This window comes from Acinetobacter sp. RRD8 (assembly GCF_031844225.1).
In the GTDB taxonomy this organism is placed as follows: Bacteria; Pseudomonadota; Gammaproteobacteria; order Pseudomonadales; family Moraxellaceae; genus Acinetobacter.
In genome coordinates this window covers 35132-60814 of record NZ_JAUZUU010000002.1, presented here as the reverse complement: position 1 = coordinate 60814, position 25683 = coordinate 35132, and the positions used below count along the sequence as shown (strand labels likewise).

Here is a 25683-nt window from a genome sequence, read left to right as displayed (position 1 = left end):
AGGTTGTCTTCTATAGGCAACCTTTTCTTATAGTAGAACTTTCAATCTATGCGCTTGCAGCACATGTTATGGTTTAAGCAAGCTACGATTATGCAAATCTTAAATTAAGAACATAGCGTCGTTGTCTAAAATCAGTTTGCCTATAAATCTTCTAAAGGCAGCTGGAAACTCTGTTTAATAATCTGACTCGGTAAATCTGTTTTGACACTGGTAATACCATTTTTTTTGGTCAGATGGGTCGACTGAAATTTACGGTAACTTTCCAGATCAGGTACCACAACTTTCAACATGGCATCGCTCTCTCCCAAAATAATGTAGCACTCCATCACTTGCGGCAATTCTTTCATCGCCTCAATAAAGGTATCAATGGTTTCGGCATCCTGACCGACCAGCCAGATGCGCGAAAATAAAATCAGCTGAAAACCAATTTTTTGTTGGTCGACAATAGTCGTGTAATTCTGAATCACGCCTGCATCTTCCAGTAATTTTACCCGGCGTAAACAGGACGAAGGTGAAAGTCCGATTTCACGTGCCAGATCATTATTCTGAATACGGCCATTGGCCTGTAAATGTCGAATGATATTTTTATCAATTCGATCAAGTTTTACCCGCACAGACTTGGTGGATATTTTCATAAATTAGAATAATATTCGAAAAATAATACTTATTATAAAATAAAATGAAAGCCAATTTTGTAAAAAATCGCAGATACTTATTTCACTTTCTGGAGTTTGAAAGGAAAAGGAAATGTCTGTATTTGTACTCTTTGCACTGACCGTGCTTCCCCTGATTTTTACGCCTGGACCCGATATGTTATTTATCCTGTCTCAAGTGATGGGTAAAGATGCAAAAGCAGGCATGATGGCAACCTTAGGGGTGTGTTGCGGTTATCTGGTGCATTCTATTCTGGTGGCACTCGGGATTGCGGCTATTATTGTCTCTTTTCCGGTGCTGTTTGAAACGATTCGCTGGCTCGGGATTGCTTATCTGCTGTATCTGGCCTTTGGTTTGCTCAAATCGGTATTCAGTAAAAACGCGCTGAACATTGAGAAAAAGACCTCAGCCAATCCGATTAAAAAAGGTTTTTTTACCGCACTGTTAAATCCGAAAGGCATGTTGATTTATTTTGCGATTTTGCCGCAGTTTATTGATAAATCGGCCAATACTGTCAGTCAAGGTTTGATTCTGTCCTTTATTTTTATCAGTCTGATTTTTGTGGTGTATTGTGGCTTAAGTATTTTATTCAGCAAAATCAGCCAGAAAACCCAAATGGATGAACGTAAACAAAAATGGGTGGATGGAACTTCTGGTGGTTTACTGGCACTTGCCGCAAGCTGGCTCATCATTAATTAATCGGGTTGCAAAAAAGCATACTGTTCGCAGTATGCTTTTTTTTATAATTGCGAAGATTTGAAATTAAATATTCACTTTGTCGGCGTAGAATTCAATGCGCTGGTTTATTATTTGGTCAATTTGTCTTTATATTGGGTTTAATTCGCTCTCAAAAAGAATTCTGTCCAAAATGACAAAAGCTGACATAGGTATATTCCGGCTATTTTGCTTCAAGCTGCTTTAAATCCATTTAGATTAAAACTGATCAATCAAAACTTCTGATGTGAGTAATCAGATAAAAAAATAATATAAATCAATGGTTAAATTTTAAGTAAATATTGATACATTTCATTGTAATAAAACGATAACAATTAATTGTGAACGCATCGTTCAGGGAAAATTACGCATTTTTACAGCTCTTTGTTGAATTGTGACTTGACCGAAATGCCGTACACATTGCAAGATAGGGCACCTAAAAAAATTTAAGTGAAGAGTTACACTAACTTTTCTCAACATTTACATTTGCTAAAACAGCCGAGGATTACATGAAGGCTCTTGTTGCTGTAAAACGTGTGGTTGATGCCAACGTTAAAGTTCGTGTTAAACCGGACAACAGTGGTGTTGACTTAACTAACGTTAAAATGTCAATTAATCCATTCTGTGAAATCGCAGTGGAAGAAGCGGTTCGTTTAAAAGAAAAAGGAACTGTTTCAGAAATCATTGTTGTTTCTATTGGTCCTAAAGAAGCCCAAGAACAAATCCGTTCTGCAATGGCGCTTGGTGCTGACCGCGGTATTCTGGTTGAAGCTGATGACAGCCAACTGGGTGCGCTGGAAATCGCTAAAATTCTGAAAGGCGTTGTTGACGCTGAACAACCACAATTGATCCTTCTGGGTAAGCAAGCAATTGATGATGACTCGAATCAGGTTGGTCAGATGCTTGGCGCTCTAATGGGTGCGGGTCAAGGTACATTCGCTTCTGAAGTGAAAGTAGATGGCGACAAAGTACAAGTAACACGTGAAGTAGACGGCGGTTTACAAACTGTTGAACTGACACTTCCAGCAATCATTACCACTGACTTGCGTTTGAACGAGCCTCGTTATGCGGCACTTCCAAACATCATGAAAGCGCGTAAAAAACCGCTTGATACCAAGTCACCTGCAGATTTCGGTGTAAACCCTGCAACTAAACTGAAAACAGTGAAAGTTGAATCACCTGCAGAGCGTAAAGCTGGCGTACAAGTGAAGTCTGTAGACGAGCTTGTAGAAAAATTAAAAAACGAAGCGAAAGTGATCTAATACAGAAGGATAAAAATCATGAGTATTTTAGTTATCGCTGAGCACGACAACAAAGCATTAAACGCTGCTACTTTAAACGTTGTTGCTGCAGCGCAAAAAATCGGTGGTGATATCACTGTATTGGTTGCTGGTTCTGGCGCTCAGGCAGTTGCTGACCAAGCGGCTAAAGTTGCGGGTGTAAGCAAAGTATTACTTGCTGATGACGCTGCTTATGCAAACCAATTGGCTGAAAATGTGGCTAAACTTGTTGCTGAATTAGGTAAAGGCTATACACATATCCTTGCTGCTTCTACAACAACTGGTAAAAACATTTTGCCACGTGCAGCTGCGCTTCTTGACGTAAGCATGATCACTGACATCATTGCGGTAGATGGTCCTAAGACTTTCAAACGTCCGATCTATGCAGGTAACGCAATTGCGACTGTAGAATCAGGCGAAAGCATCGTATTGGCGACTGTTCGTGGTACAGCATTTGATGCTGTAGCTGCTGAAGGCGGTTCTGCTGCTGTTGAAGCTGCTGCGTCTACTGGTGATGCGGGTATTTCTAAGTTTATCAACGAAGAAATCGTAAAGTCTGAACGTCCTGAACTGACAGCTGCGCGTATTGTGGTTTCTGGTGGTCGTGGTGTAGGTTCTGGTGAGAACTATCACAAGATCCTTGATCCATTGGCCGACAAGCTTGGTGCTGCTCAAGGTGCATCACGTGCTGCGGTAGATGCTGGCTTCGTACCAAACGATATGCAAGTGGGTCAAACTGGTAAAATCGTTGCACCTGACCTGTACATCGCGGTAGGTATCTCTGGTGCGATTCAGCATTTGGCGGGTATGAAAGAGTCTAAAGTGATCGTTGCGATCAACAAAGATGAAGAAGCACCAATCAATGCAGTCGCTGACTACTGGTTAGTCGGTGACCTGAACACTGTAATTCCAGAATTGGTTTCTAAAATCTAATTCCTGAATCAGCTTTAAAAAAACGCTCTTGCGCAGGCAGTGAAAGCAATGCTTTCCTGTTTTGTGCAAGGGCGTTTTCTTATGCAAAAATTTTAAAAATACTCGGCAGTCGAAACTAGAGTATTTCATTTGCATGAAAAGTGATAAAATCCCGGTTTGCTTTTTCTCCTGTTTTTAATCATGTCCTTTTCCAAAGCCGCCCATATCCTGTTCATTAGTTTTCTGCTGATTGCGCTTTATCTGGGTATTTGTATTCATACTGCCCTGAATGCACCGCCTGCGGTGACTCAGTATTTATTTAGTGAATCAGGCGCTTTTGAAGTCATGAGTCCATGGTTATGGTACTTGCTGGCAGTGCTGTGTTTGCTTAATGTTGAAATCAAACCTAATACCCGAGTGTTTACGGCTATAGCAGCGACATTGTTGGGATTACGGGAAATGGATTTCCATAAGCAGGTGTTTGAAATGAGTTTTATCAAAACTAATTTCTATCGCAGTGCTGAAATTCCGCTCATGGATAAGCTGCTCGGATTTATTTTATTGCTCGGCATTATTTTTGTCTTTCTGGTACTGGCGAAAAAGCTGGTTCAAACCATACGAAGCATGAAGAATTCTTTGAATATTGCACATTTTTTTATCTTCCTTACCATTGCCTGTGGCGGACTAAGCAAGGTGCTCGATCGCACGACTTCAACCCTGAAAGATGAATTCGGCATCCAGTTGGTGCCGCATACTCAAATCATGATTATGACCATTGAGGAAGGGGTGGAGATGTTATTGCCAGTTTTACTGATTGTGGCTGTGCTGAGCTATCGTAAAGTACTGAACCAGGCACAATAAAAATATAGAAAAAACGATGAAGATGCGCCAGTTGATTGGCGCATTTTGTTTTTGTAGTACTGTATTTCTCAAAATTTGAGGTATTGAAAAATCCTGTCTGGATGCGCTAATTTTCGGTTTTCAAATAACAAGAAAATGATCACTAAAATGAAGATAATTAACAAGGTTAAGCTGAATATTTCGACACAAAAATACAAGTGTTTATGCTATAATTTAGGGCTGTATTTTAGTTTTTAACTCAGTCGTTTGAGTTAATGATTTTGCTAGTTTTACGACATATAAATACAAGCCAAAATTGGCTTGTAGAATAAGGAGTATGCATGAGCGTATCGGAAATTAGACCGATTGCCATTGAGGATGAACTTAAAAGCTCATATCTCGATTATGCGATGAGCGTGATTGTGTCACGTGCATTGCCCGATGTACGAGATGGTTTAAAACCTGTTCATCGTCGTGTGCTTTTCGCAATGCACGAATTAGGCAATGACTATAACAAAGCTTATAAAAAGTCTGCACGTGTAGTCGGTGACGTGATTGGTAAATATCACCCGCATGGTGATTATGCCGTATACGAAACCATTGTACGTATGGCGCAAGATTTCAGCTTGCGTTACCAATTGGTTGATGGTCAAGGTAACTTCGGTTCGGTCGATGGCGATAGCGCAGCAGCAATGCGTTATACCGAAGTACGTATGCGTAAACTGACCCACGAACTGTTAGCGGATCTTGAAAAAGATACCGTCGAGTGGGAAGACAACTACGATGGCTCTGAGCGTATTCCTCAAGTCATGCCAACCCGTGTACCGAACTTATTGATTAATGGTGTTACCGGTATTGCAGTCGGTATGGCGACCAATATGGCGCCGCATAACATGACTGAAGTGGTGAATGCGTGTCTGGCCTATGCTAATGATCCTCAGATCAGTATCGAAGGGTTGATGGAACATATTTCTGGTCCGGATTTCCCGACAGGCGGTATCATTTACGGTAAATCAGGCATCGTCGATGCATACCGTACCGGTAAGGGCCGTTTGCATATCCGTGGTAAATACCATTTCGAAGAAGATCCGAAGAATGGCCGTACCACGATTGTCTTCACTGAAATTCCATATCAGGTCAATAAAGCAAAAACCATTGAGCGTATTGCAGAACTGGTTAAAGAGAAAAAACTGGAAGGCATTTCAGAGCTTCGTGATGAGTCTGACAAAGACGGTATGCGTATCGCGATTGACCTGAAGCGCGGTGAAAACGCTGAAGTGATCGTGAACAACCTGTTCCAGAACACGCAACTTGAAAACTCTTTCAGCATCAATATGGTTTGCCTGGACAATGGCCAACCAAAATTGATGAACCTGAAAGACATCATTGCCGCGTTTATCCGTCACCGTCAGGAAGTAGTCACGCGTCGTACCATGTTCGAATTACGCAAAGCGCGTGAACGTGGTCATATCTTGGAAGGTTTAACCGTTGCTCTGGCAAATATTGATGCCATCATCGAAACCATCAAGAGTTCTGCAAATCCGGCTGAAGCGCGTGAGCGTTTGCAGGCAGGTGAGTGGGCAGGTGGCGGTGTTTTGGCCTTGTTGGAAAAAGCCGGTTCAGTTTCTGTGCGTCCGGATGAGATTGAAGGTGAAGACCCAAGTCGCCCATTTGGTTTGGATGGCGAGATTTATCGTTTGTCACCAACCCAGGTGAATGCAATTATGGAACTTCGCTTGCATCGTTTAACTGGTCTGGAACAAGACAAGTTACATGCTGAATATAGTGAAATCCTGTCACAAATTGCTGAACTGACTGCAATTTTGAATGACTTTAATCTGTTGATGAACGTGATTCGTGAAGAATTGGCATTAATTCTTCAGCAGTATGGCGATGCACGTAAAACGTCGATTGTCGAGTCACGTATCGATTTCTCTCGTGAAGATCTGATTCCTGAAGAGCAAATGGTGCTGACGGTATCGAAATCAGGTTATGCAAAAACTCAACCATTGTCTGACTACGCTGCACAGCGTCGTGGTGGCCGTGGTAAGTCTGCGACCAGCATGAAAGAAGATGATTACATTCAACATCTGATTGTGACGTCAAGTCATGCGACGGTACTTTGCTTTACCAATGTTGGTAAGGTCTATCGTCTGAAAGTCTATGAAGTGCCGCAAGCATCACGTGGTGCGAAAGGTCGCCCAATGGTGAATTTGTTGCCACTGGATGAAAACGAGACCATTACTGCGATCTTGCCTGTGATTGACGCGCCGAAGAAATTCAAAGAACGTCTGGCTGCCTTCAAGGCATTTGTCAAAGCCAATGCAGCGCAGTTGCAAGCCAATGAAGTGATCAATGCTCATTTTGCCGAGCTTGAAGCAGCGCTGACAGAATCTGAAGATGGTGCGGATGATATTTCTGATGCATTGCGTATTCAATTGAAACAGTTGGGCTTGGAGCTTTCTGCAACAGATCTTGATGATGACATTATCAATGACTTTGCTCAGCAGGCTGAAGCGGTACGTAAAAACTTCTATGTGTTTATGGCGACTGAATACGGTACGATTAAACGTGTAGAGCTTGAACAGTTCTCAAATGTTCGTTCAAACGGTTTACGTGCGATTGAGCTGAATGGCGATGATACCTTGATTGGTGTAGCGATTACTGATGGCGAACAGCAAATCATGTTGTTCTCGAACGAAGGTAAAGCCATTCGCTTCGCAGAGACTGATGTACGTTCAATGGGCCGTTCTGCCAAAGGTGTACGTGGTATGCGCGTGACTATTGGTGCAGCTGCACAGCTAGAAGAAAATGATGAAACTGAGATCGAGTCTGATGACGAAGATGGTTCAGATTCAGCATTGATTAGCCGAATCGTATCACTGGTTGTTGTACCTGAAACTGGCGAAGTACTGTGTGCATCTGAAAATGGTTATGGTAAACGTACTCCAGTAGATGATTTCCCGACCAAGAAACGTGGCGGTAAGGGCGTGATTGCGATCAAGACCTCTGAACGTAACGGTCAATTGGTGGGCGCTGTTGCCATCGATGCTTCTAAAGAACTGATGCTAATCTCTGATGGCGGTACGCTGGTTCGTACCCGTGCATCTGAAGTGGCGCAAACCGGTCGTAACGCACAGGGTGTTCGTCTGATCCGCCTAGGTAATGAGGAATTGCTGGTTGGTGTCGTTTCAATCGAAGCGGTTGAAGAAGATGAGTTTGTTGAAGCGATTGAAGGTGCAGAATCTTTAGTAGCAGAAACAGATGTAGCAGCTGAAACTGAGCAAGTTGCAAAAGATGGTGAAAATTCAGTAGAAGAATAAGTTTTTTACTGATAAAAAGGGCGCTTCGGCGTCCTTTTTTATAAACCTTGACTGCATAAGGGTAAGCGATGAAAACCAAATTAATGTTGTTGGCAGCAGCGGTTGCATTGACTGGCTGTAATTCAATGGACAATATTCCGAATCCGAGTCCTGAACAGGAAAAGGCGGCACAGCTGGCTTATGAGGATTTGCGTGACGGGAAATATGAGGAATTTCTGGATCAGTTAGAACCGCAGTTGCAAACCCAGTTTAAGGATAATGAAAAGCTGATGAAACGCTTTTCACGTTCAATTCCTCAAGGTGAATACAAGTCTAAGACTTTAATGACCAAAGAGATTGAAGAAGCAACCAATCAGCTTGGGCAATATAAGGTCAGCTATGAAATTGCCTATCCGGAAAATCTGGTTCAGTATGATGTGAGTTTTGACAAGCCGAATGGTAGCAACAAGATTCGTAATTTCAATATTCAAGTCTTTGGCGAATCGAGTAAATAAGTGGAATAGGAGCATTGCTATAATGCTCTATCTGCTTTGATGACCAGAAATTAAACGTCGATAAGCCAGGAAAAAGCACAAGCTACCGATCATTCCAAGATAAAGCAATTTAGGCAAGACTAGTGCGGTAGGTACACCCATCTGATTGAGTTGAATAAACATCTGCACAATTTGGGTAGAGGGCAGGATTTCGCCAACGACTTGCATCCAGATGGGCATGGCAGCATGTGGCCAGGCCGCACCAGATAAAAAGAACAGTGGAATGGAAGTGAATACAATCACATGACCCGCACGTTCTGGCAGATCCAGAAAACTGGCAAATAGGCAGGTCATGCCAATTATCGTGTAGATAAAAACCGGAACAGCCAGTAGCATCCCGAACAGGTTGCCACCGCGCGGATAATCAAACAGCCAGAAGCTAAAGCCGAATAAATAGAAACATCCCAGACAGCCGATGGTGAAGATGGCTAAGCACATCCCAATCAATGCATTTGTGTTTAATTCTATTTTTCTTTCCTGATGTACCAAAATCAGCATACTCAAACCCAAAAGAATGGTTTGGTGGATAATTAAGGGTGCAACCGCAGGAAAGACATAACTGCCATAGCCGGACAGTGGATTAAATAAAGGAATTTGATGCACAGAAAGGGCTGGTGAAAAATCCGAGACCTCGCCAAAGCGTTCAGCATAATCTGCCAAAGTTTGCTCAACTGATGTGGCTAAGCCCAGACCAATTTGTTTGGTCACTAAAAAGTTGGCTGTACTTAAATACAGGCCAATGCCACCTGTTTCACCATGCCTTAAGCTTTGCGATAAATTGTCCGGCAGCAGTAAAATTCCATCGGCTTTTTGAGATTCCATCCATTGTTTGGCTTCGGCAAAATTTCCGGTAATCGCCTGAATTTCGACATTGGGGCTTTGTGCCACCTGACCAATAATGCGGGTGCTTAAGTTACTTTGTTCTTCATCGACAATGATAATGGGTAAGGCTTCAGCCTGCTGTGCCTGATAAGCGGTTGGATAAAAAAAGCTGTAAAATAAGACGGATAGAATAAGCGTGGTAAAGATCGTGCCGTGACTGACAATATCCTTGAAGCTTTGCAGATAGTAAAACCAGAAGGATTTCATTGGACTGCTCCTTTAGCTATTTTTTTAAGGAACAGATAGGCCAGCAGAGCGTAGACTAGGGCATAGATCAGCAGCATTAATCCAGCTTGCAGTGAAATATGCAATGGACTACCAATCACCCATTGTTCAGTTTGTAATTTGGCATAGGGCGTAAACGGAATAATATTGGACCAAAACTGGGTGAATAGGGGCGCATTATTTAAAGGTAAAGTCACACCGGCAAAACTTAAAGATGAACCGCCATAGACCGCAATGATGCCAAAAGATTTACTTAAATCTTTGGTCGCCAGAACCACTGCACTGCTTAAAAATGCATAGGCGCTATATAGCAGAAATTGTGCCGATAGAATCAGAGCGAGCGAGCCGGCAACAAACCAGCCGCGAATTTCAATCAGCCAGAACATCCAGGCCCAAGTCCACACACTAAAAATAGCCACATAGACCAGGTTCTTAGACAGTAATGCCATCCAGATGGATGAGTTGCTAATCCAGCTTATTAAGGTCTGTCGCTTCAGTTCCTGACCGACGGAAAATGCCACACAACAACACAGCAGTAAATGCAGAATTGCCGGAATGACATAGGGTTCCAGATAGAATTCATAATTCAGTTGTGGATTATACAGCGGCGATATTTTGATATGCGGCGACGGTGCTTCGAGAGAAGGCAGCCGGTTGCCCAGATATTGCTGTCCGCCAAATTCAGCCAGTGCTTGCAGGCTACTAACCAGCATGGCAGATGAAATGGTATTTCCGATACTGAAATAACTCTGGTTAAAGGCAATACTGATGTCAGCATCCTGGGCACGAACCAGACGTTGCTCGGCACCGCTGGGAATATGGATATAACCCCAAATTTTATTTTGATTTAACAGGCGCTCAATTTCAGCTGTTTGTTCCGACACCGTAGCAATTTTAAGAGTATGATTCAGCGCCACATGCTGATAAATGCTTTGACTCAGCGCACTCTGGTCTTGATCAATAATCGCAATCGGTAAATGATCCGGTTTCCCTTGAGCAAACATGCTGCTGAATAAAATAATCACCAGTGCAGGTGCGAGCGTGACCAGACACAGATCCCATTTTTCGCGGAGCAGATAGCGCAGTTCGCGCCATATACCCGTCCACATTATCGGGTCTCTTTCAGTTTAAATAACACGCTCATCCCAACTTTCAGTTCAGGAATCGCTGGTGTGGGCACAAGATGCAGCTTAAAACTTCGCACATCATAACCGCCGGTTTGGCGTGTGGTCTTAATGGTGGCAAATTCACCTTCAGCACTGATCTGCTTGATTTTAAAAGTGGCGGTTTTATCTAGGGCGGGAATATAACCTTCAATACTGCTCATTTTCTGAAACGGGGCATATTGGTCTTCACGAATATTCAGGCTCACCCACATTTGATCTTCAATCAGGCTGACCACAGGGACTGCGGTGGCTACCAGCTCCGAGGCTTTGCCATAGGTTTTAGACACCGTTCCGTTTACAGGTGCTACTAATTGGGTTTCTGCTTCTAAAGCATTGGCTTCATCCAGCGCAGCCTGGGCAATATCTACCTGTGCATCGGCGGAACTCTTTTGCTGCGAAGTGCTGCCACGTTTGGCACGTGCGTATTGCTGATACGCTGCTTCTGTCATTTGTGCTGCTGATTGACTGGCTGCATACAATTCATCACGGCGCTGGCGTGAAATCACACCTTCCTTAAATAAATTTGCACCACGCTCATAAGAAACTTTGGCTAAATTTTGCTGTGCTTTCAGCGATTGCCAGTTGGCATACAGGCTCGCGATATTTTCTTCTTGCGAGCCACGTTCAGCAGTCGATTGTAAGGCCAGCGCAGATTGTAAAGCCGCTGCGGCTTGCTGTTTTTTGGCCTGAATTTCCGGGCTGTTTAAGCGCACCAGTACATCGCCTTTTTTGACCCGCTGACCTTCTTCTACATAAATTTCTTCAATACGGCTTGGCACTTTGGTCGCCACCTGAACTGTTTCAGCTTCTACACGACCCTGCAATTCCAGCGGAGCCGGTTGGTAGCTTTTCCATAATCCAAAAGCAATGACTGCCAGTAGAACTGGAATCAGGGCGAGCAATAAATATTTTTTCTTTTTAGCAATTTCAGGAGCTTGTTCATGCTCGGTCGAAGTCGCCGCGTTACTTTCTATTTCAGTCTTTGTTTCTACCTGTTGCGCAGGCGATTTTTCTGTATCGCTGGATGAAGCCGCTTCATTCACAGGATCATTGGGTTTTTGATCTTCGTTCATGTTCGGCTCCATTAGCGAATATAGTGAGTGTTGGTATGTTGGATGTAGTTCGGAAATTCTGCAATCGAGCCATGGCTTTGTAATAGGGTGGCCAGTGACATCACATATTTGTAAGCATTCAAGGCAGTTTCGGCTCGTAGTCCGCTCAGCATATTTTGTGCATCGATGACCTGTGTGGCGGTGCCCATATCTTCTTTAAAGGACAATTCTTGGATGCGTAAATTTTCCTGTGCGGCTTTCAAGTTTTGTGCCAGAAGCGCATCACTTTGCTGTGCACTGAGGGCTTCGCTATAAGATTTATAAATCAGATTTTCAATTTCCTGCTGGGTGCGTGCAGTGAGCAGTTCTGTGGCAGAGCGTTTGAGTTCGGCAGCCTGAATATTTTTGTTTTTATCAATTCCGGAAAATAAGTTATAACGGGCAGCCACCCCGACAATCCAGTTTTCATTTTGATCCAGACTATATTCGCCAAAAGCAAAAACATTCGGTTTTTTCGCTGCTTGCTGGGCTTTGACATTGGCTTGAGCCAATTGAGTATCCAGCTGCATTTTTTGAATCAGCGCAGAGTTCTGACTAAAGGTTTTCAGCAGATGATTTAAGGCCTGTGGCTCGGTTTTATTGACAAATAAAGGCGTCGAAAGTTCGGTGATGCTACTTTCCTGAAGCAGATTATTCAGCTGGAACAGGGCAGCATTCAAATTGGCCTGCGTATTTTGCTGACTGCGCTCGGCATTATTGCGTGCCACTTCAAACTGCATGCGCTGGCCTTTACTGATAAAACCTTGCTGTTCTATCTTTAAGGCATTGCGATAATGCTGTTGCATGGCATTCAGGTTAAATAGTGCTACTGCATGCAGTTGCTTTTGGAGTTGTACATTAAAATAACTTTGAATCAGTTCAAAACGCTGCGTGTCTTGCTGCTGTTTGTTGCTGAGCTGACTACGACCGACCTGAATATTGGCGATTTCTTTGGCGCTGCTTGTCAGTCCACCGGTATAAAGCGGCATCATAACTGAAACCGTTGGGCGAATCACCTGATCATCCAGCACGACATTCGCACTATCAGGAATTAAGCCCACCCCATTTTGAATAGGTTGTCTTAGACTATTTTTTAGCGGGTCAGCCAGATCACCTAAGTTCAGTTCATCAATTCTATTATTGACACCATCCGTTAAGGATTGCTCTAAATTATTTTTTAATGTACCCAAAGGCAGATCGAGTTCATTATGAAAGGCATACGCACGAACATTCAGGTCGACTCGTGGCAGACCTATACCTTTCACTGCTTCAGCTTCAAGTTTTGAGGCCTGTTCCAGACTTTGATAGGCTTGGCTGCTATAAGAATTTTGCAACAACTGACGTTCAGCGTCCTGAAAGCTGATGCTCTGTGCATGAGCAAAGCTGCCATACATCATCGATGCAAGCAGATTTAAACTCCAGACAAGCTGTCTTTTATTTTTCTTTAAGTTCATAAAGTCGCTAAACTGATTTAAAGCCGGTAATGTTATCCGGCTAGTATAAATCAAAGGTTCGTAGATAGAACTAGTGTAAAGTTATAGTATTGTTTCTTTTACATCTGTATTTCAAATACTTGTCGGCTATTTTTGATGGAATATCTAAAATTAAAAAATAGCTTAATTTTGAATATTTTCAATTGTTAGTGCAAAGATGATAAAAACAGCAGGCTAAAATACTGGTCAATTTATCTTGTGAATCTACATTGATTTTTTGACTCTATCTTGACTCATAGATTGAAATAATTTTGTGCAAGACCCTGCCAGATATGGTTAAATGCCATCATTTGATTGTGTTTCACTCTGAAAGGAAAAATCATGCGCGCGTACAACTTCTGTGCTGGTCCTGCTGCATTACCGACTGCCGTACTTGAAAAAGCTCAAGCTGAAATGCTTGACTGGCATGGCAAAGGTCTTTCGATCATGGAAATGAGCCACCGTAGTGCCGACTATGTTGCCATGGCTGAAAAAGCGGAAGCAGACCTGCGCAAACTCATGAATATTCCTGAGAACTACAAAGTATTGTTCTTGCAGGGTGGGGCATCACTACAGTTCTCGGCAATTCCATTGAACCTGCTTGGCAAAAACAACAAAGCAGACTATATCGATACCGGCATCTGGTCTGAAAAAGCCTTGAAAGAAGCGAAACGTTATGGCGATATCAATGTTGTAAAAGCAGGTATCCAAATTGATGGCAAATATGCGATCAGTGCACAAAGCGAATGGAATCTTTCTGATGATGCAGCTTATGTGCATTATGCGGATAATGAAACTATTGGCGGTCTGCAATTTTCTTCAATTCCTGAAACAGACAAGCCATTAGTGTGCGACTATTCATCTAGTATTTTATCTGCACCATTAGACGTTTCTAAATTTGGTTTGATCTATGCCGGTGCGCAAAAGAATATCGGGCCTGCTGGCTTAACGCTGGTGATCATTCGTGAAGATTTACTCGATCAAGCCAAACCAGAAATTCCAAGCATCTTGAAATATTCAGATCAAGCGAAAAATGGCTCAATGGTTAACACACCATCAACTTATGCATGGTACTTGTCTGGTCTGGTGTTTGAGTGGTTGCTAGAAAATGGCGGTGTAGATGCCATGCACAAAGTGAACCTTGAGAAAGCTAACTTGCTTTATGGTTATATCGATCAAAGCGATTTTTATGCGAATCCGATTGCAAAAGCAAACCGTTCGATCATGAACGTACCATTTACTTTGGCTAATGCAGATCTTGAGAAACAGTTCCTGAAAGAAGCAGAAGCACAACATTTATTGAATCTTGCTGGTCACCGTTCAGTCGGCGGTATGCGCGCAAGTATTTATAATGCCGTGCCTTTAGAAGGCGTGCAGGCATTGGTGAACTTTATGGATGACTTTGCCAAACGCAATGGTTAATTCCTGAAACGAAAAAACCCAGCACAGGCTGGGTTTTTTATGCATTCAATAATTTTAGAAAATAAAAGTATGCAGGATGAATCCGCAGATCAGCATCCCCAACATGAAAAAAAGGCAGGACATCATATCAATATTATAGCGGGAGCTAAGATGATGCTCGACCTGTTGTAATGTTTCTTCTTGCACGATTTTCATAGATATTTATTGTCCGATCTATTTATCGTTAATACTAATTTGTTGTGAGTATTTTTATCATAAAAAATTGATTAAATAAAGTACATTTTTAATTAAAGAGCATAAATTTCATTTTTATTTAAATATTAGATTTGTATGACAACAGATTATTTATATGAGAAATCAATCGCTTATTTTTACAAGGTTTTTAGGGTTATTTTAAATATTTAAAATGAATTTATTTGAATTTAAAAATGTGGATAACTCGGTTTTTAATGAATTTAAATAGATTATTAAGCCAGAAAATATGTATAAAAAATAATCAAAAATTAAAATGACAAATAAGGATATAGATGGATTAAAAGAAGATACCCATCAAAATGAATATCTTCTTTTTCTGTTTGAACTTAGGCCGCTTTTCTATAAATATTGGCCTGAATCCACAAGTTGCCACGAATATACTGGCCAATCTGGAAGTCTCTGTACTGGTCATTCCGCGTTGCAATCCGGATCAAGGTCGCAGGCTGGCCTTCATCATGAATGAGGGTGACATCATAAAGGGTATAGTCCTGACCCATAAACTGCATAGTCGTTTTACCGACAATATTGCCCTGGAACCAGGCTTCATCTTCCTGACCCATGGTTTCGCCGTATAGATAAGCTACCATTTTAGAAAAATCTACGGTTACAGGTTCTTTGTCTTCTTCGCACTGCGGCTGCCAGGCATCAATCTGTTCCTGCAAATTATCCGGGGCTACCCCATTATTGGCAGCCAGAATATCATTCAAGGCACGGTGGTGCTTGATCGAAGCCGGATCATCAACCACCAGATGCTCATGATCTGCAACCGCTTCAAGTTCATAGGCCCAGCCATTCAGATTCACCACATAGGACTGGTCTTTTTCATAATGTGGATGATTGACGCTATACAGGTTATCGAAAGCGTAAATAATATTGTTAGCACCCAGATTCAGGCGCAATACAGCTTGGGTATTGGATTTACAGCTAATAATCCGGTCAATCGTGGCTTTCACCTGATAAGGACTGTCAAAGCACGGAAATGCAGTTTTTAGCGCTTGAGGTTTATTGTTTTCTACCGCAATCACTTGACTCAACTGTACCGCAGCTTTGCTCGGTCCCTGAATCAGCCAGGTCTCTGCATCCATATCACATTCTTGTGTACAAAGGCCCATCGGCATGATTGGTTCATCAAGAGCTTTGCCTAACCACTGTGGAACATCTGTGCCAGGGTTGTCGGTGAGCAAGGTCCAATGTTCGACATGACTACCGAAATTTTGATCATCAATGGTGATGATCTCTGGGCTATTCTGATTTTTCATATGCACAATTGATCTTGGATGATGTATTTATAGTTAATCGAGGGTCATTGCGATTTTTCAAGTCAATCGAATGAATTTTAAAATTAAAATGCCAGTCAAATGAAGTCAATTTTTTTTCTCGCGTGAATCATGCCAGTTTTACCGGGCACATACTTTTTAAAATATTGATGACAGATGCAATGAAAATGGAGCGATTTAATCATCAACCTGATCACTGCAATTTGCTAGAATAACCATGATTTATACCTTAATGGGAAGCCCTGTGTTGCCATTCAAACTTTGGGTCGATGCCGATGCATTGCCCCGTATTCTGCGAGATGTGATTATTCGTGCTTCGGACCGCTATCAGCTAGAAGTCACTTTTGTTGCCAACCAACCAGTCGGAATAACTCCTTCGATCAGAATTAATTCAATTCAGGTGATGAGTGGGGCGGATGCTGCGGATAAAGAGATTATTCTGCGCATGAAAGAGCATGATATTGTCATGACCCAAGATATTCCCTTGGCTGCGGAAGTGATTGAAAAAGGCGGAATTGCGATTCATCCCCGTGGTGAAATTTATACTACAGCCAATGTCAAAGCGCGCTTACATCTGCGCGATTTTATGGACAGCTTACGCGGAGCGGGCGTGCAAACGGGCGGTCCGCCACCGATTTCAGAACGGGATAAACGCGAATTTTCTAGCGCACTCGATCAGACCATCCAAAAACAAAAACGTAAAACTTCCGCGCTTTAAGCCTTATTCAGAGTGACTCGCATGCCCACACAAACCAATATGATTGCCACCTATCTTTTATTGGTTTTTATCTGGGCGACGACACCGCTAGCTATTGTCTGGAGTGTGACGGATTTGCATCCGCTCTGGGCTTTGGCATTGCGTTTCTTTTTGGCTTTGCCTTTTGCATTTGCCTTGTTGTGGCTATTTAAAACCCGTTTTCCCTTAGATAAATTATCCATGCACAGTTACCTGGCTGGCGCATGCAGTTTTATCGGCTCACAGATTTTCACTTATCTGGCCACGGATTATCTGAGTTCAGGCATTATTGCCCTGATGTTCGGACTGGCGCCGATTATTACCGGTTTAATTGGCCGTTTTGTATTTCAGCTTAAGCTCTATCCTTCGCAGTGGGGTGGTATGGCGATTGCCTTGCTGGGTCTGGGCATTATCTGTGTCGGTGGCAAAGATCAGCATATTCAGCCGATTGGCATAGGCCTGATGTTGCTCAGTGTTTTTATTTACTGCGTTTCGATGTTCTGGGTGAAAAAAGTTAATGCACCTCTCGAACCTATGGCACAAGCGGCCGGTTCTATTGCTGTTTCAGCGGTCATGGCCTGTACCATGTTGCCATTTATCTGGCAATTTGCACCAACCCAGATCCCACAGGCAAAATCGCTGATTGGACTCAGTTATGCTGTAATCATGGCTTCCCTGATTGCGATGTTCTGTTATTTTAAACTGGTGCAGAAAATCAAGGCGACCACGTTGTCATTGACCACCGTATTGACGCCGATGCTGGCCTTATTTGTCGGGGTGATTCTGAATGATGAAAAATTATCGGGTGGAGCAGTCTTTGGCGTCGTTATCTTACTGGCTGGTTTGTTGTTATATTTTTCCAGAGAAATTAAAGCGAGCTATAACGCTCGCCTTTCATCACCCAGCAGCACTGACTAAAGCAGTAATTTAGGCAAAGCGAGCCTTGACGCATTCACCCAGTTTGACACGATCTTGTGGATGCATGGTAATAAAATAAGCACCAGTCCGATATTTGCCATTTTCTTCTTCCCGACTGTAGGCCACCTGAGCGGTTGCTGCAATATGGAAGAAATTTTCCGGATGACTCAAAGTCACGTGCAGATAGGTGCCTTCAGCGATAGGGCGCTCATTAAAGAAACTAAAACCGGTTTCTGAAAAGTTCACTTGCTCTGGTACAGGTAACATGCTTTGTACAATTGCGTCATACAAAGAACCGGTAATAAGGTTTAACTTTTGATTAAATAAGGATAAGATTCGAGCAATTTGTTGATCTTTTTCAGATAATTGTTCTAATTCGTAGTTAACCGCATGATCAAATTGATCTAGTTCTGCAAGTAGTAGAAAATAGCGGGGCAAGACGAAGTTAGGATCGTAAGGATCATTCAAGGCAACATCATCGGAAATAATCTGATAATTAATTCGTAAGGCAGCATCGATTCGAGACATGACGCGTCTTTCCGTAAATCCGTTTGGATGCTGTACATTTTCCATAATTTATTACCTCGGACTAGATGGTTATGTTCAAACCAATCTCGCTGTATATAGGGTTGAAATATACTCGCGCACGGCGTAGTAACCACTTCATTTCTTTTATCGCGTTGGTCTCAATGATCGGCCTCACACTCGGTGTGGCAGTCCTCATTACAGTGTTGTCTGTGATGAATGGTTTTGACCGAGAGTTAAAGAATCGTGTCTTAGGAATGATACCTCAAGCGACTGTTTCCTCAACACAAATTTTAACAAATTGGCCAGAACTTGCAAAGCAAATTGAAGGGCATGAGCATGTTCAGGGAGTCGCACCTTTTACTCAATTACAAGGCATGCTGACCGCACAGGGTCAGGTCGCCGGCATTATGGTCAGCGGGATTGAACCCGAGTATGAGAAAAAAGTTTCAATTATACAAAACCATATGGTTGAGGGCAGTATCGACAGCCTGAAAAAAGGTGAATTTGGTATTGTTTTGGGCAAGCAAATGACCGATGCCATGGGTGTGGGTTTAAATGACAATATTACTCTGGTTTTGCCAGAAGCCACCCCATCACCAGCTGGTGTCGTCCCGCGTTTCAAGCGTTTTAAAGTGGTGGGAATCTTCAGTATTGGTGCTGAAGTTGACTCGATGATGGGTTATATCGCTTTAAATGATGCCTCGACCTTGCTGCGTCTACCGGATGGTGCGCAGGGTGTGCGTATGAAGCTGGATGATATTTTCCTGGCACCACAAGTGTCTCAGGAAATTGTGCGTGATTTGCCGGGGAATTTCTATGCTTCGGACTGGACTTATACCCATGGTAATCTGTTCAGCGCGATTCAGATGGAAAAAGCCATGGTCAGCCTGCTTTTATTCCTGATCGTTCTAGTCGCGGCATTTAATATTGTGTCTTCACTGGTAATGGTGGTGACGGATAAAAAATCGGACATTGCCATTTTACGGACTTTGGGCGCTTCACCTGCGACCATTACCAAAATCTTTATGGTGCAAGGTACCGTGATTGGGGTGATTGGAACTTGCGCAGGGGCCATTCTCGGAATTATTGCGGCAACCAGTATCAGTAGCTTTATTGGCTGGCTCAACAATACTTTAGGCCTGAATATGTTTGATGCCTATTTTATTAACTACTTACCTTCGTATTTGCGCTGGCAAGATGTCTTGGTGATTGTCGGCTTGTCACTGGCCCTTAGTTTTGTCGCGACAATTTATCCGGCTTTACGTGCAGCAAAAATTCAACCGGCAGAGGCTTTGCGTTATGAGTAATCTGATTTTAGATGCCCAGAATATTCACAAGTCCTTTACCGATGGTAAAGCCACTGTCGATGTAATTCGTGGCTTGTCATTACAAGTGAAAGCTGGCGAGTTTGTTTCGATTGTGGGCTCAAGTGGTTCAGGAAAAAGTACCTTATTGCATGTTTTGGGTGGATTGGATCGCCCGACGTCAGGTCAGGTCATGGTGAATGGCCGCCGTTTTGATACCTTGTCTGAAGCAGAACGCGGTTATGTGCGGAATGAGCATTTGGGCTTTGTTTATCAGTTTCATCACCTGTTGCCAGAATTTACGGCACTGGAAAATGTGGCCATGCCGCTGATGTTACGCGACAACATGAAGTTTAAGGAAGCCAAACAGCAGGCTGAATATTTACTGGAACGTGTTGGTCTTTCGCATCGTCTGACTCACAAGCCGGGTGAATTATCCGGAGGTGAACGTCAGCGTGTAGCTTTGGCGCGTGCAGTGGTGGGTAAACCTAAACTGATGATGGCCGATGAACCGACCGGAAATCTGGATCGCAAGACTGCAGCAAAGATTTTTGAACTGCTGACCGAATTGCAACGTGAGTTCAATATGGCGATGCTGATTGTGACGCATGATGAACAGCTAGCCCATGCAGCAGATCGGATTTTACATATGCAGGATGGTCTCTGGATTGAACCATAAATAACGAGAATATTCGCATTTGATTGAAGCTCACTCCGGTGGGCTTTATTATTGGGCAAAATAATAACAAGACAGAATAAGATTCAATGTTGCAGTGGCTATGTATTGGCTGGATTTTAGGCCTTGCGTGTATGGGGAAAAGTTTCCTGTCTGTTCAACTGAGCGGAACGGCAGTTTTGATCGTTGCGCTGTTGTGGTATCTGTGTTGCCATAAATTAAAGCTCATCTTGAATACACCACTGCGAAGCTTGTTGATCACTGGATCAAGCCTGCTTTTGGGACTATTTTTAGGTCATGCTTATGCCAATCTGCAACTGGCTGAACGTTTATCCAAGCGAGAACACGAGGTATCTGAAAAAGAAATCGTGGTCTATATCAAAGAGCTGAATAAACTGGGCGATCAGAATATCCAGCAAGCCCTGCATGTGCTTAACCCTGATGGCATTACAGTTAAGTGGATGGGTTTTCTGCCAGTTTCAGATCCTGTCATATCCAGTTTAGGAAATGATGTAACCAAACAGCAGACTCTTGAACTGGGACACTATTATTTATTACAAGGCCAGATTCGACCTAACCATAGTTATGCGACACCGGGTGCTTTTGATGCAGAAAAATGGGCCTTGCAGCAAAATGTTATGGCCGGGTTTAGGATTAAACATATCCAAGAGTTGCAACCGCAACAACTCTATGCACTAGGTCATGCTAAATATCTACGTCAGCAGAAAAATTTGAATCAGCGATTTTTGCTTTGGGTAGAACAGCAGCGACTGACCTTAAGAGAGTTTGTGGCCACACAACCAGTACAGCAGAAAGGCTTGTTACTGGCTCTATTAAGTGGTGATGAAAGTCTCTTGGATCAAGCGACGGAACAGCAATTCCAGCGTTTTGGCATGAGTCATTTACTGGCGATTTCCGGACCGCATGTCCTGATCTTTGCCTTTATCGTTTGTGGAGCGTTGCAATATCTGATTTCAAGGTACGTACCGCAGATTTATCTGAAATGGCCAAGGCAGTATTTTTTGAGTCTGCCTTTTTTGTTATGTGTATTGCTGTATTGTGCCTTTGTCGGTTTTGAAATTCCGGCGTTACGCACTTTACTGATTTGTGTGATTGTGACTTTTACGCTGCTGCTCAGGCAAAGTATGCAGCCATTAAAACTGCTGATTTTAAGTGCTGCCTTATTGTTGCTCTTTGATCCTTTTAGCATTTTGTCGGCCGCATTCTGGCTGTCTTATGGGGCCTGTTTTGTCTTGCTGCGGATCTATCAAACCATTCAGCAGCAACCGCATCAAACAGTACAAACAGCATTACAACGACTGTATTTTGCAATAAAAGTTTTGATGGAGTCGCAGTGGAAAATCTTTCTGGCCCTGTTTCCCTTAATGATGTTGTTTTTTAAGCAGGTGGCTTGGATTACCCCGCTAAGCAACCTGGTGGCTATCCCGTGGATTGGCCTGCTGATAGTTCCCGTAGATATTCTGGCGGCTTTATTATTTTTCGTCTCTGAACCATTGTCGAGTCTGCTGTTTCAGCTCAATGATATTTTTATTCATATACTGCTGGCATTTTTGAATCTGCTTGATCGGCTGTTTGCACCGCAACTGATTCCTGTGGCCATGAATGTCTGGATGATGGGTCTATGTATTTTGGGCTTATTAATTGTCTTTTTGCCGCGTGGCTTAGTGCCCAAAAGCTGGACAGCACTTGCCTGTTTACCACTGTACATTCCTCAACTTAATCAGCATGCATTTCAGCTGTCTGTTCTGGATGTCGGGCAGGGACAGGCCATCTTCATTCGGGAAGGGCAAAAGAGCATGATGATCGACATGGGCGGTTATTATAATGAAGAAAAATTCAGTATTGGTCGGCAAGTGATTATGCCATTTTTGTCTGTGCAAGGTGTTGGAGAACTGGATCAACTGATTTTGACCCATCTGGATCAGGACCATAGCGGTGCATATCACAGCATTAAAGATCAACTAAACATCCGACAAGTGTCATCCAATCAGATGCCTGAAACAGCTGCTTCTTCAAGTTTTCAGTTTTGTTATGCAGGACAGCAATGGCAATGGTCTGAGACGATTAACTTTAAAATTCTGGCACCTCGGCAGCAGCAGTTAAATACGCCAAACTTCAATAAAAACGACCGCTCTTGTGTGATATATCTGCAAGTTAAAAATGCCGGACCGTATCAAAACTTTTTACTGATGGGGGATGCGGGTTGGGAAACTGAATATCAGCTGCTTCAAGATTATCCGGAACTTAAAGTCGATGTGCTGGTACTCGGCCATCATGGCAGTCAGCACAGTTCAGCTTATCAATTTTTAGAAGTTTTGCGGCCTAAATTGACGATTGCCTCGGCTGGAAAATTTAACCGCTATGGCCATCCAAGCCAATTGACTCAGCAACGGTTAAAAGCTCTTAATATTCCATTATTGACCACGGCAGAACAGGGGAGTGTGCACTTTCAGCAACAAGGCTTAAAACTGGTACTTTCTGCCGAACGACATGAATGGCAGTGGTTGTATCGTCAGCCTTTAAGTGACCGATTCCAGTATGGACGAAACTTCATGTAGTTCTTGTGTTTTCAACGCATTTACTTTGTCCAGGGCTTGTTCATGCTCAAGTTTATAGAGATTTCCTAAGTCTTGATGCGCATTAAAGCGTTTATAACTCCAGTGATAATGTTCCGGATGGCGGCGAATTAAATTTTCAATACTGTTGATAATGACTTGCGTACCTTGATTGGCATTGCCACTATAAATTTTTTCATCAACCGTTTCGATAAAGATATCGAATCCATCTGCAGTATTACGTAGAGCATATAAAAACAGGGCGCGCGCTTTGGTCTTTTGAATCAGCTTAGCACTCAAATTACTCGTAGCTAAAGGCACACCGAAATAGGGAATATATTCACCACCGATATTCGGGGTATGATCCGGCAGGATGACCGTAGTGCCGCCTTGTTTTAAGGCCTTAAAAATCTGACGGACGCCAGATTCATCGGTCGGCACCAGATGCGCTTGTTCACGACTACGGGCGGCCCGTACAAATTGATCTGCAGCCTGATTTTTCACAGGTTTGTACATAATGGTCATTGAGGTGAACTGGGCAATATAGGCATTCATAATTTCCCAGGTACCAAAATGCGGCACGATTAACACGAGGCCTTTATTTTGTGCAATGGCATCATGAAGTAGATCTTCGCCAATAACGCGATGAACGCGTTTAAGATTTTTCTGATTGCTTGAGCCCCAAATAGTAAAGAACTCGAAATATGACATTAATTCATTGCGAACCGCAGCACGGTTAATCTGTTCACGTTCCTGATTAGACAGTTCTGAAAGACTGATTTCAAGGTTGAGACGAATGACTTCCGAAGTTTTAGTGACTTTAAAACTGTTCACAATAAAGGCCAGAATACGGGCCATCCAGCGAGAAACCGGAAGCGGTTGGCGGCTAATGTATTTGAGTAATCCGTAAGCTGAATTCCGTGAGCCCTGTTTCGTCATTGATTTCGTCTAAGTACAAAAAAAGAGAACAAAATTTATTATAGGCGAAAACGTTTTGTTTAGACAGAATTACCCGATTCAGTGTATATAATGGATTCAATATAAATCAATTTATTGGATTATTTATGTCCGATTGGCCACCAAAACCTGAAAATCAAATACAAAATACGCAACAGCCAGTTCAACCGACTGGTCCGGAATGGAAATTGCTTGAAAAAGCAGTTTTAGCTTCGGTAGAAGAACAGCGCCGTGCACGCCGTTGGGGAATTTTCTTTAAATTTCTGACTTTTGCTTATCTGCTTGTTGTCATTTTGGCATTAGGCAAAAGCTGTAGTTCAGTTTCTTCAGATGCTAGCGCTGCTGCGGGTTCGCATATCGCAGTCGTGGATATTGTGGGTACGATTGCAGCCGACAAGCAGAGCGTCAACAGTAGCAATACCATCAAATCATTGAAAAAAGCCTTTGAAAATAAACAAAGTAAAGCAGTGGTGCTGAATATCAACTCACCTGGCGGTTCACCGGTACAGTCCGATGAAATCTGGCAGGAAATTCAGTATCTGAAAAAACAGCATTCTGGGAAAAAATTGTATGCCGTGATTGGCGATACTGGTGCTTCAGGTGCTTATTATATTGCTTCAGCTGCGGATGAAATTATTGTCAATCCATCGAGCTTGGTCGGTTCAATTGGGGTGATCATGCCGAATTATGGTGTGACTAATCTATTGCAAAAATTAGGTGTTGAAGATCGCACCATGACTTCAGGTGAAAATAAAGCTTTGCTGTCTATGACTCAGCCGGTTGATCCTGCGCAAAAAGCCCACGTACAGGGTGTGCTGGATAATGTGCATGGTCACTTTATTAATGCAGTTAAACAAGGACGTGGCAATAAATTGAAATCCAATGATCCTGCTATTTTCTCTGGCTTGTTCTGGACCGGTGATCAGGCGGTGAAATTAGGTATTGCGGATCGTATCGGTAGCTTAAATACCTTGAAACGCGAACTGAAAACTGAAAAAGCGTTGAATTACACCATTGAATATAGTCCATTTGAATCAGTCTTGGGTCGTATGGGTTCATCGATTGGGGATGGAATTGCTTCTTCAGTTGCACAGAAGCTTCAGTCAGAAAATAGCACGACACTGCAATGAAACCACTGATTCATTTCGCGCACGCCAATGGCGTGCCATCTAAAGTCTATCAAAAGCTGTTTGATGAATTGCAAGATGATTACGATATTATCTATGTGCCGCTTTTAGGGCCGGATAAGCGTTATCCGGTTGATAACCATTGGAAAAGCCTGACCCAGCAAGTGATTGACAGTATTGTACGTCAGTCACATGGGCGACCTGTCATTGGTCTGGGGCATTCTTTGGGATCTGTGTTAACTCTGCAGGCGACTTTGCAGCGTCCGGAACTGTTTTCACAAATGATCATGCTGGACCCGCCGATGATTATGGGCAAAGAAGCCTTTGCCTTGCATATTGCGAAAACTTTTCGCTTAAAAGCATTGGATAAAATGTCTCCGGCCGGTCTGTCCAAACGCCGTCGTGACCATTGGGATTCACGTGAACAAGCCGCTGAATTGCTGCGCCCTAAAGGTTTTTATCAGGATTTTGATGCAGATTGCTTCCAAGCTTATATTGACCATGCCTTGCAGGATGATCACATCCGGGGTGGGGTAGAACTCACTATTCCTAAAATGGATGAGGTCGCAGTCTTTAGAACCAATCCGTCACTATGGTGGTTGCCTCAGGCAAAACCCAAAATTCCTGTGCATTTAGTTGTGGCTAAGAAAGGTCCATTTCTGGCCCGCAAGTTCCCGCAGCAAGTGCAAAAGAAGTTTGGTATTCCTTTTACCGTAGTCGATGGCGGGCATATGTTCCCATTGGAACAACCTGATCAAGTCGCGAGCTTGGTAAAGCAATTGATTCAGCAACAGTCTGCCTGAGTCATCGAATGT

At 43.0% G+C, this 25683-nt stretch carries 22 protein-coding genes; 14 read left to right on the top strand and 8 right to left on the bottom strand.

Translation table 11 applies throughout. The features are described from left to right. Positions 1-140: 140 nt before the first annotated feature. Positions 141-635 carry an Lrp/AsnC family transcriptional regulator gene (locus Q9R24_RS03045; protein ID WP_004645712.1) on the bottom strand — a complete coding sequence of 165 codons (495 nt, stop codon included), beginning with the start codon at positions 633-635 and terminating at the stop codon, positions 141-143. Between the two features lie 112 nt (positions 636-747). Between Q9R24_RS03045 and Q9R24_RS03040 the strand changes: the two genes are divergently transcribed. The 6 genes from Q9R24_RS03040 to Q9R24_RS03015 all read left to right on the top strand — a co-directional run bounded on the left by Q9R24_RS03040 (position 748) and on the right by Q9R24_RS03015 (position 8217). Next, entirely contained in the window at positions 748-1353 is a 606-nt protein-coding gene (locus tag Q9R24_RS03040; RefSeq protein ID WP_005252483.1) for a LysE family translocator, read from the top strand. A 524-nt stretch (positions 1354-1877) separates the two neighbouring features. Further along, complete coding sequence (locus tag Q9R24_RS03035; RefSeq protein WP_004731799.1) at positions 1878-2630, top strand: electron transfer flavoprotein subunit beta/FixA family protein; 753 nt, start codon at positions 1878-1880, stop codon at positions 2628-2630. Positions 2631-2648: 18 nt separating this feature from the next. Beyond that, on the top strand, positions 2649-3581 hold the full coding sequence (locus Q9R24_RS03030) for an FAD-binding protein (RefSeq protein ID WP_005252481.1): 933 nt from the start codon (positions 2649-2651) through the stop codon (positions 3579-3581). A gap of 180 nt (positions 3582-3761) precedes the next feature. Then, positions 3762-4421 (top strand): hypothetical protein, encoded by a 660-nt coding sequence (locus tag Q9R24_RS03025; RefSeq protein ID WP_253147340.1) that lies wholly within the window; start codon positions 3762-3764, stop codon positions 4419-4421. Positions 4422-4741: 320 nt separating this feature from the next. Further along, on the top strand, positions 4742-7723 hold the full coding sequence (gene gyrA, locus Q9R24_RS03020) for a DNA gyrase subunit A (protein WP_311203695.1): 2982 nt from the start codon (positions 4742-4744) through the stop codon (positions 7721-7723). 68 nt (positions 7724-7791) lie between these two features. After that, positions 7792-8217, top strand: a complete 426-nt coding sequence (locus Q9R24_RS03015; protein ID WP_311203694.1) for a DUF3887 domain-containing protein — start codon at positions 7792-7794, stop codon at positions 8215-8217. A gap of 27 nt (positions 8218-8244) precedes the next feature. Here Q9R24_RS03015 and Q9R24_RS03010 read toward each other — a convergent pair whose 3' ends face one another. The 4 genes from Q9R24_RS03010 to Q9R24_RS02995 are packed head-to-tail and all read right to left on the bottom strand — an operon-like array spanning position 8245 to position 13074. Next, positions 8245-9345: an ABC transporter permease gene (locus Q9R24_RS03010; RefSeq protein WP_311203693.1), complete on the bottom strand. Its 1101-nt coding sequence runs from the start codon at positions 9343-9345 to the stop codon at positions 8245-8247. Next, complete coding sequence (locus Q9R24_RS03005; RefSeq protein ID WP_311203692.1) at positions 9342-10472, bottom strand: ABC transporter permease; 1131 nt, start codon at positions 10470-10472, stop codon at positions 9342-9344. The genes Q9R24_RS03010 and Q9R24_RS03005 overlap by 4 nt, the downstream gene beginning before the upstream one ends. Beyond that, on the bottom strand, positions 10472-11602 hold the full coding sequence (locus Q9R24_RS03000) for a biotin/lipoyl-binding protein (RefSeq protein ID WP_311203691.1): 1131 nt from the start codon (positions 11600-11602) through the stop codon (positions 10472-10474). Before Q9R24_RS03000 ends, Q9R24_RS03005 begins: the two co-directional genes overlap by 1 nt. Positions 11603-11613: 11 nt before the next feature. Next, positions 11614-13074: a TolC family protein gene (locus tag Q9R24_RS02995; protein ID WP_311203690.1), complete on the bottom strand. Its 1461-nt coding sequence runs from the start codon at positions 13072-13074 to the stop codon at positions 11614-11616. Between the two features lie 360 nt (positions 13075-13434). On the opposite strand from Q9R24_RS02995, the gene serC reads away from it, so the two are divergent. Continuing rightward, positions 13435-14514, top strand: coding sequence for a 3-phosphoserine/phosphohydroxythreonine transaminase (serC, locus tag Q9R24_RS02990; RefSeq protein ID WP_311203689.1), 1080 nt, complete (start codon positions 13435-13437; stop codon positions 14512-14514). Positions 14515-15095: 581 nt separating this feature from the next. Here the strand turns inward: serC and Q9R24_RS02985 are convergent. After that, positions 15096-16028, bottom strand: a complete 933-nt coding sequence (locus Q9R24_RS02985; protein WP_311203688.1) for a hypothetical protein — start codon at positions 16026-16028, stop codon at positions 15096-15098. Positions 16029-16278: 250 nt separating this feature from the next. On the opposite strand from Q9R24_RS02985, the gene Q9R24_RS02980 reads away from it, so the two are divergent. Beyond that, a complete protein-coding gene (locus Q9R24_RS02980; RefSeq protein WP_171260766.1) occupies positions 16279-16764 on the top strand; it encodes a YaiI/YqxD family protein in 486 nt (161 codons plus the stop codon). Positions 16765-16785: 21 nt separating this feature from the next. Continuing rightward, positions 16786-17700 (top strand): DMT family transporter, encoded by a 915-nt coding sequence (locus Q9R24_RS02975; protein WP_004645697.1) that lies wholly within the window; start codon positions 16786-16788, stop codon positions 17698-17700. Between the two features lie 9 nt (positions 17701-17709). Here the strand turns inward: Q9R24_RS02975 and Q9R24_RS02970 are convergent, their stop codons facing one another. Continuing rightward, positions 17710-18273 (bottom strand): PilZ domain-containing protein, encoded by a 564-nt coding sequence (locus Q9R24_RS02970; RefSeq protein ID WP_195725755.1) that lies wholly within the window; start codon positions 18271-18273, stop codon positions 17710-17712. A gap of 26 nt (positions 18274-18299) precedes the next feature. On the opposite strand from Q9R24_RS02970, the gene Q9R24_RS02965 reads away from it, so the two are divergent. The 3 genes from Q9R24_RS02965 to Q9R24_RS02955 all read left to right on the top strand — a co-directional run bounded on the left by Q9R24_RS02965 (position 18300) and on the right by Q9R24_RS02955 (position 22787). After that, the gene (locus Q9R24_RS02965; protein ID WP_004645695.1) at positions 18300-19535 is read left to right on the top strand and encodes a lipoprotein-releasing ABC transporter permease subunit; all 1236 of its coding nucleotides are present in this window, start codon (positions 18300-18302) and stop codon (positions 19533-19535) included. Continuing rightward, positions 19528-20211 carry a lipoprotein-releasing ABC transporter ATP-binding protein LolD gene (gene lolD / locus Q9R24_RS02960; RefSeq protein ID WP_004645694.1) on the top strand — a complete coding sequence of 228 codons (684 nt, stop codon included), beginning with the start codon at positions 19528-19530 and terminating at the stop codon, positions 20209-20211. Before Q9R24_RS02965 ends, lolD begins: the two co-directional genes overlap by 8 nt. Before the next feature lie 86 nt (positions 20212-20297). Continuing rightward, positions 20298-22787: a DNA internalization-related competence protein ComEC/Rec2 gene (locus Q9R24_RS02955; RefSeq protein ID WP_311203687.1), complete on the top strand. Its 2490-nt coding sequence runs from the start codon at positions 20298-20300 to the stop codon at positions 22785-22787. Here Q9R24_RS02955 and Q9R24_RS02950 read toward each other — a convergent pair. Further along, complete coding sequence (locus tag Q9R24_RS02950; RefSeq protein WP_311203686.1) at positions 22749-23723, bottom strand: lysophospholipid acyltransferase family protein; 975 nt, start codon at positions 23721-23723, stop codon at positions 22749-22751. The two genes, Q9R24_RS02955 and Q9R24_RS02950, sit on opposite strands and share 39 nt — an antisense overlap. A 125-nt stretch (positions 23724-23848) precedes the next feature. Here Q9R24_RS02950 and sppA point away from each other — a divergent pair, with 125 nt between their 5' ends. Together sppA and Q9R24_RS02940 are read left to right on the top strand one after the other, a co-directional pair. Beyond that, positions 23849-24871 carry a signal peptide peptidase SppA gene (sppA, locus tag Q9R24_RS02945; protein WP_004731760.1) on the top strand — a complete coding sequence of 341 codons (1023 nt, stop codon included), beginning with the start codon at positions 23849-23851 and terminating at the stop codon, positions 24869-24871. Further along, the gene (locus Q9R24_RS02940) at positions 24868-25671 is read left to right on the top strand and encodes an alpha/beta fold hydrolase (protein ID WP_213687512.1); all 804 of its coding nucleotides are present in this window, start codon (positions 24868-24870) and stop codon (positions 25669-25671) included. Before sppA ends, Q9R24_RS02940 begins: the two co-directional genes overlap by 4 nt. The last annotated feature ends 12 nt before the right edge of the window (positions 25672-25683 follow it).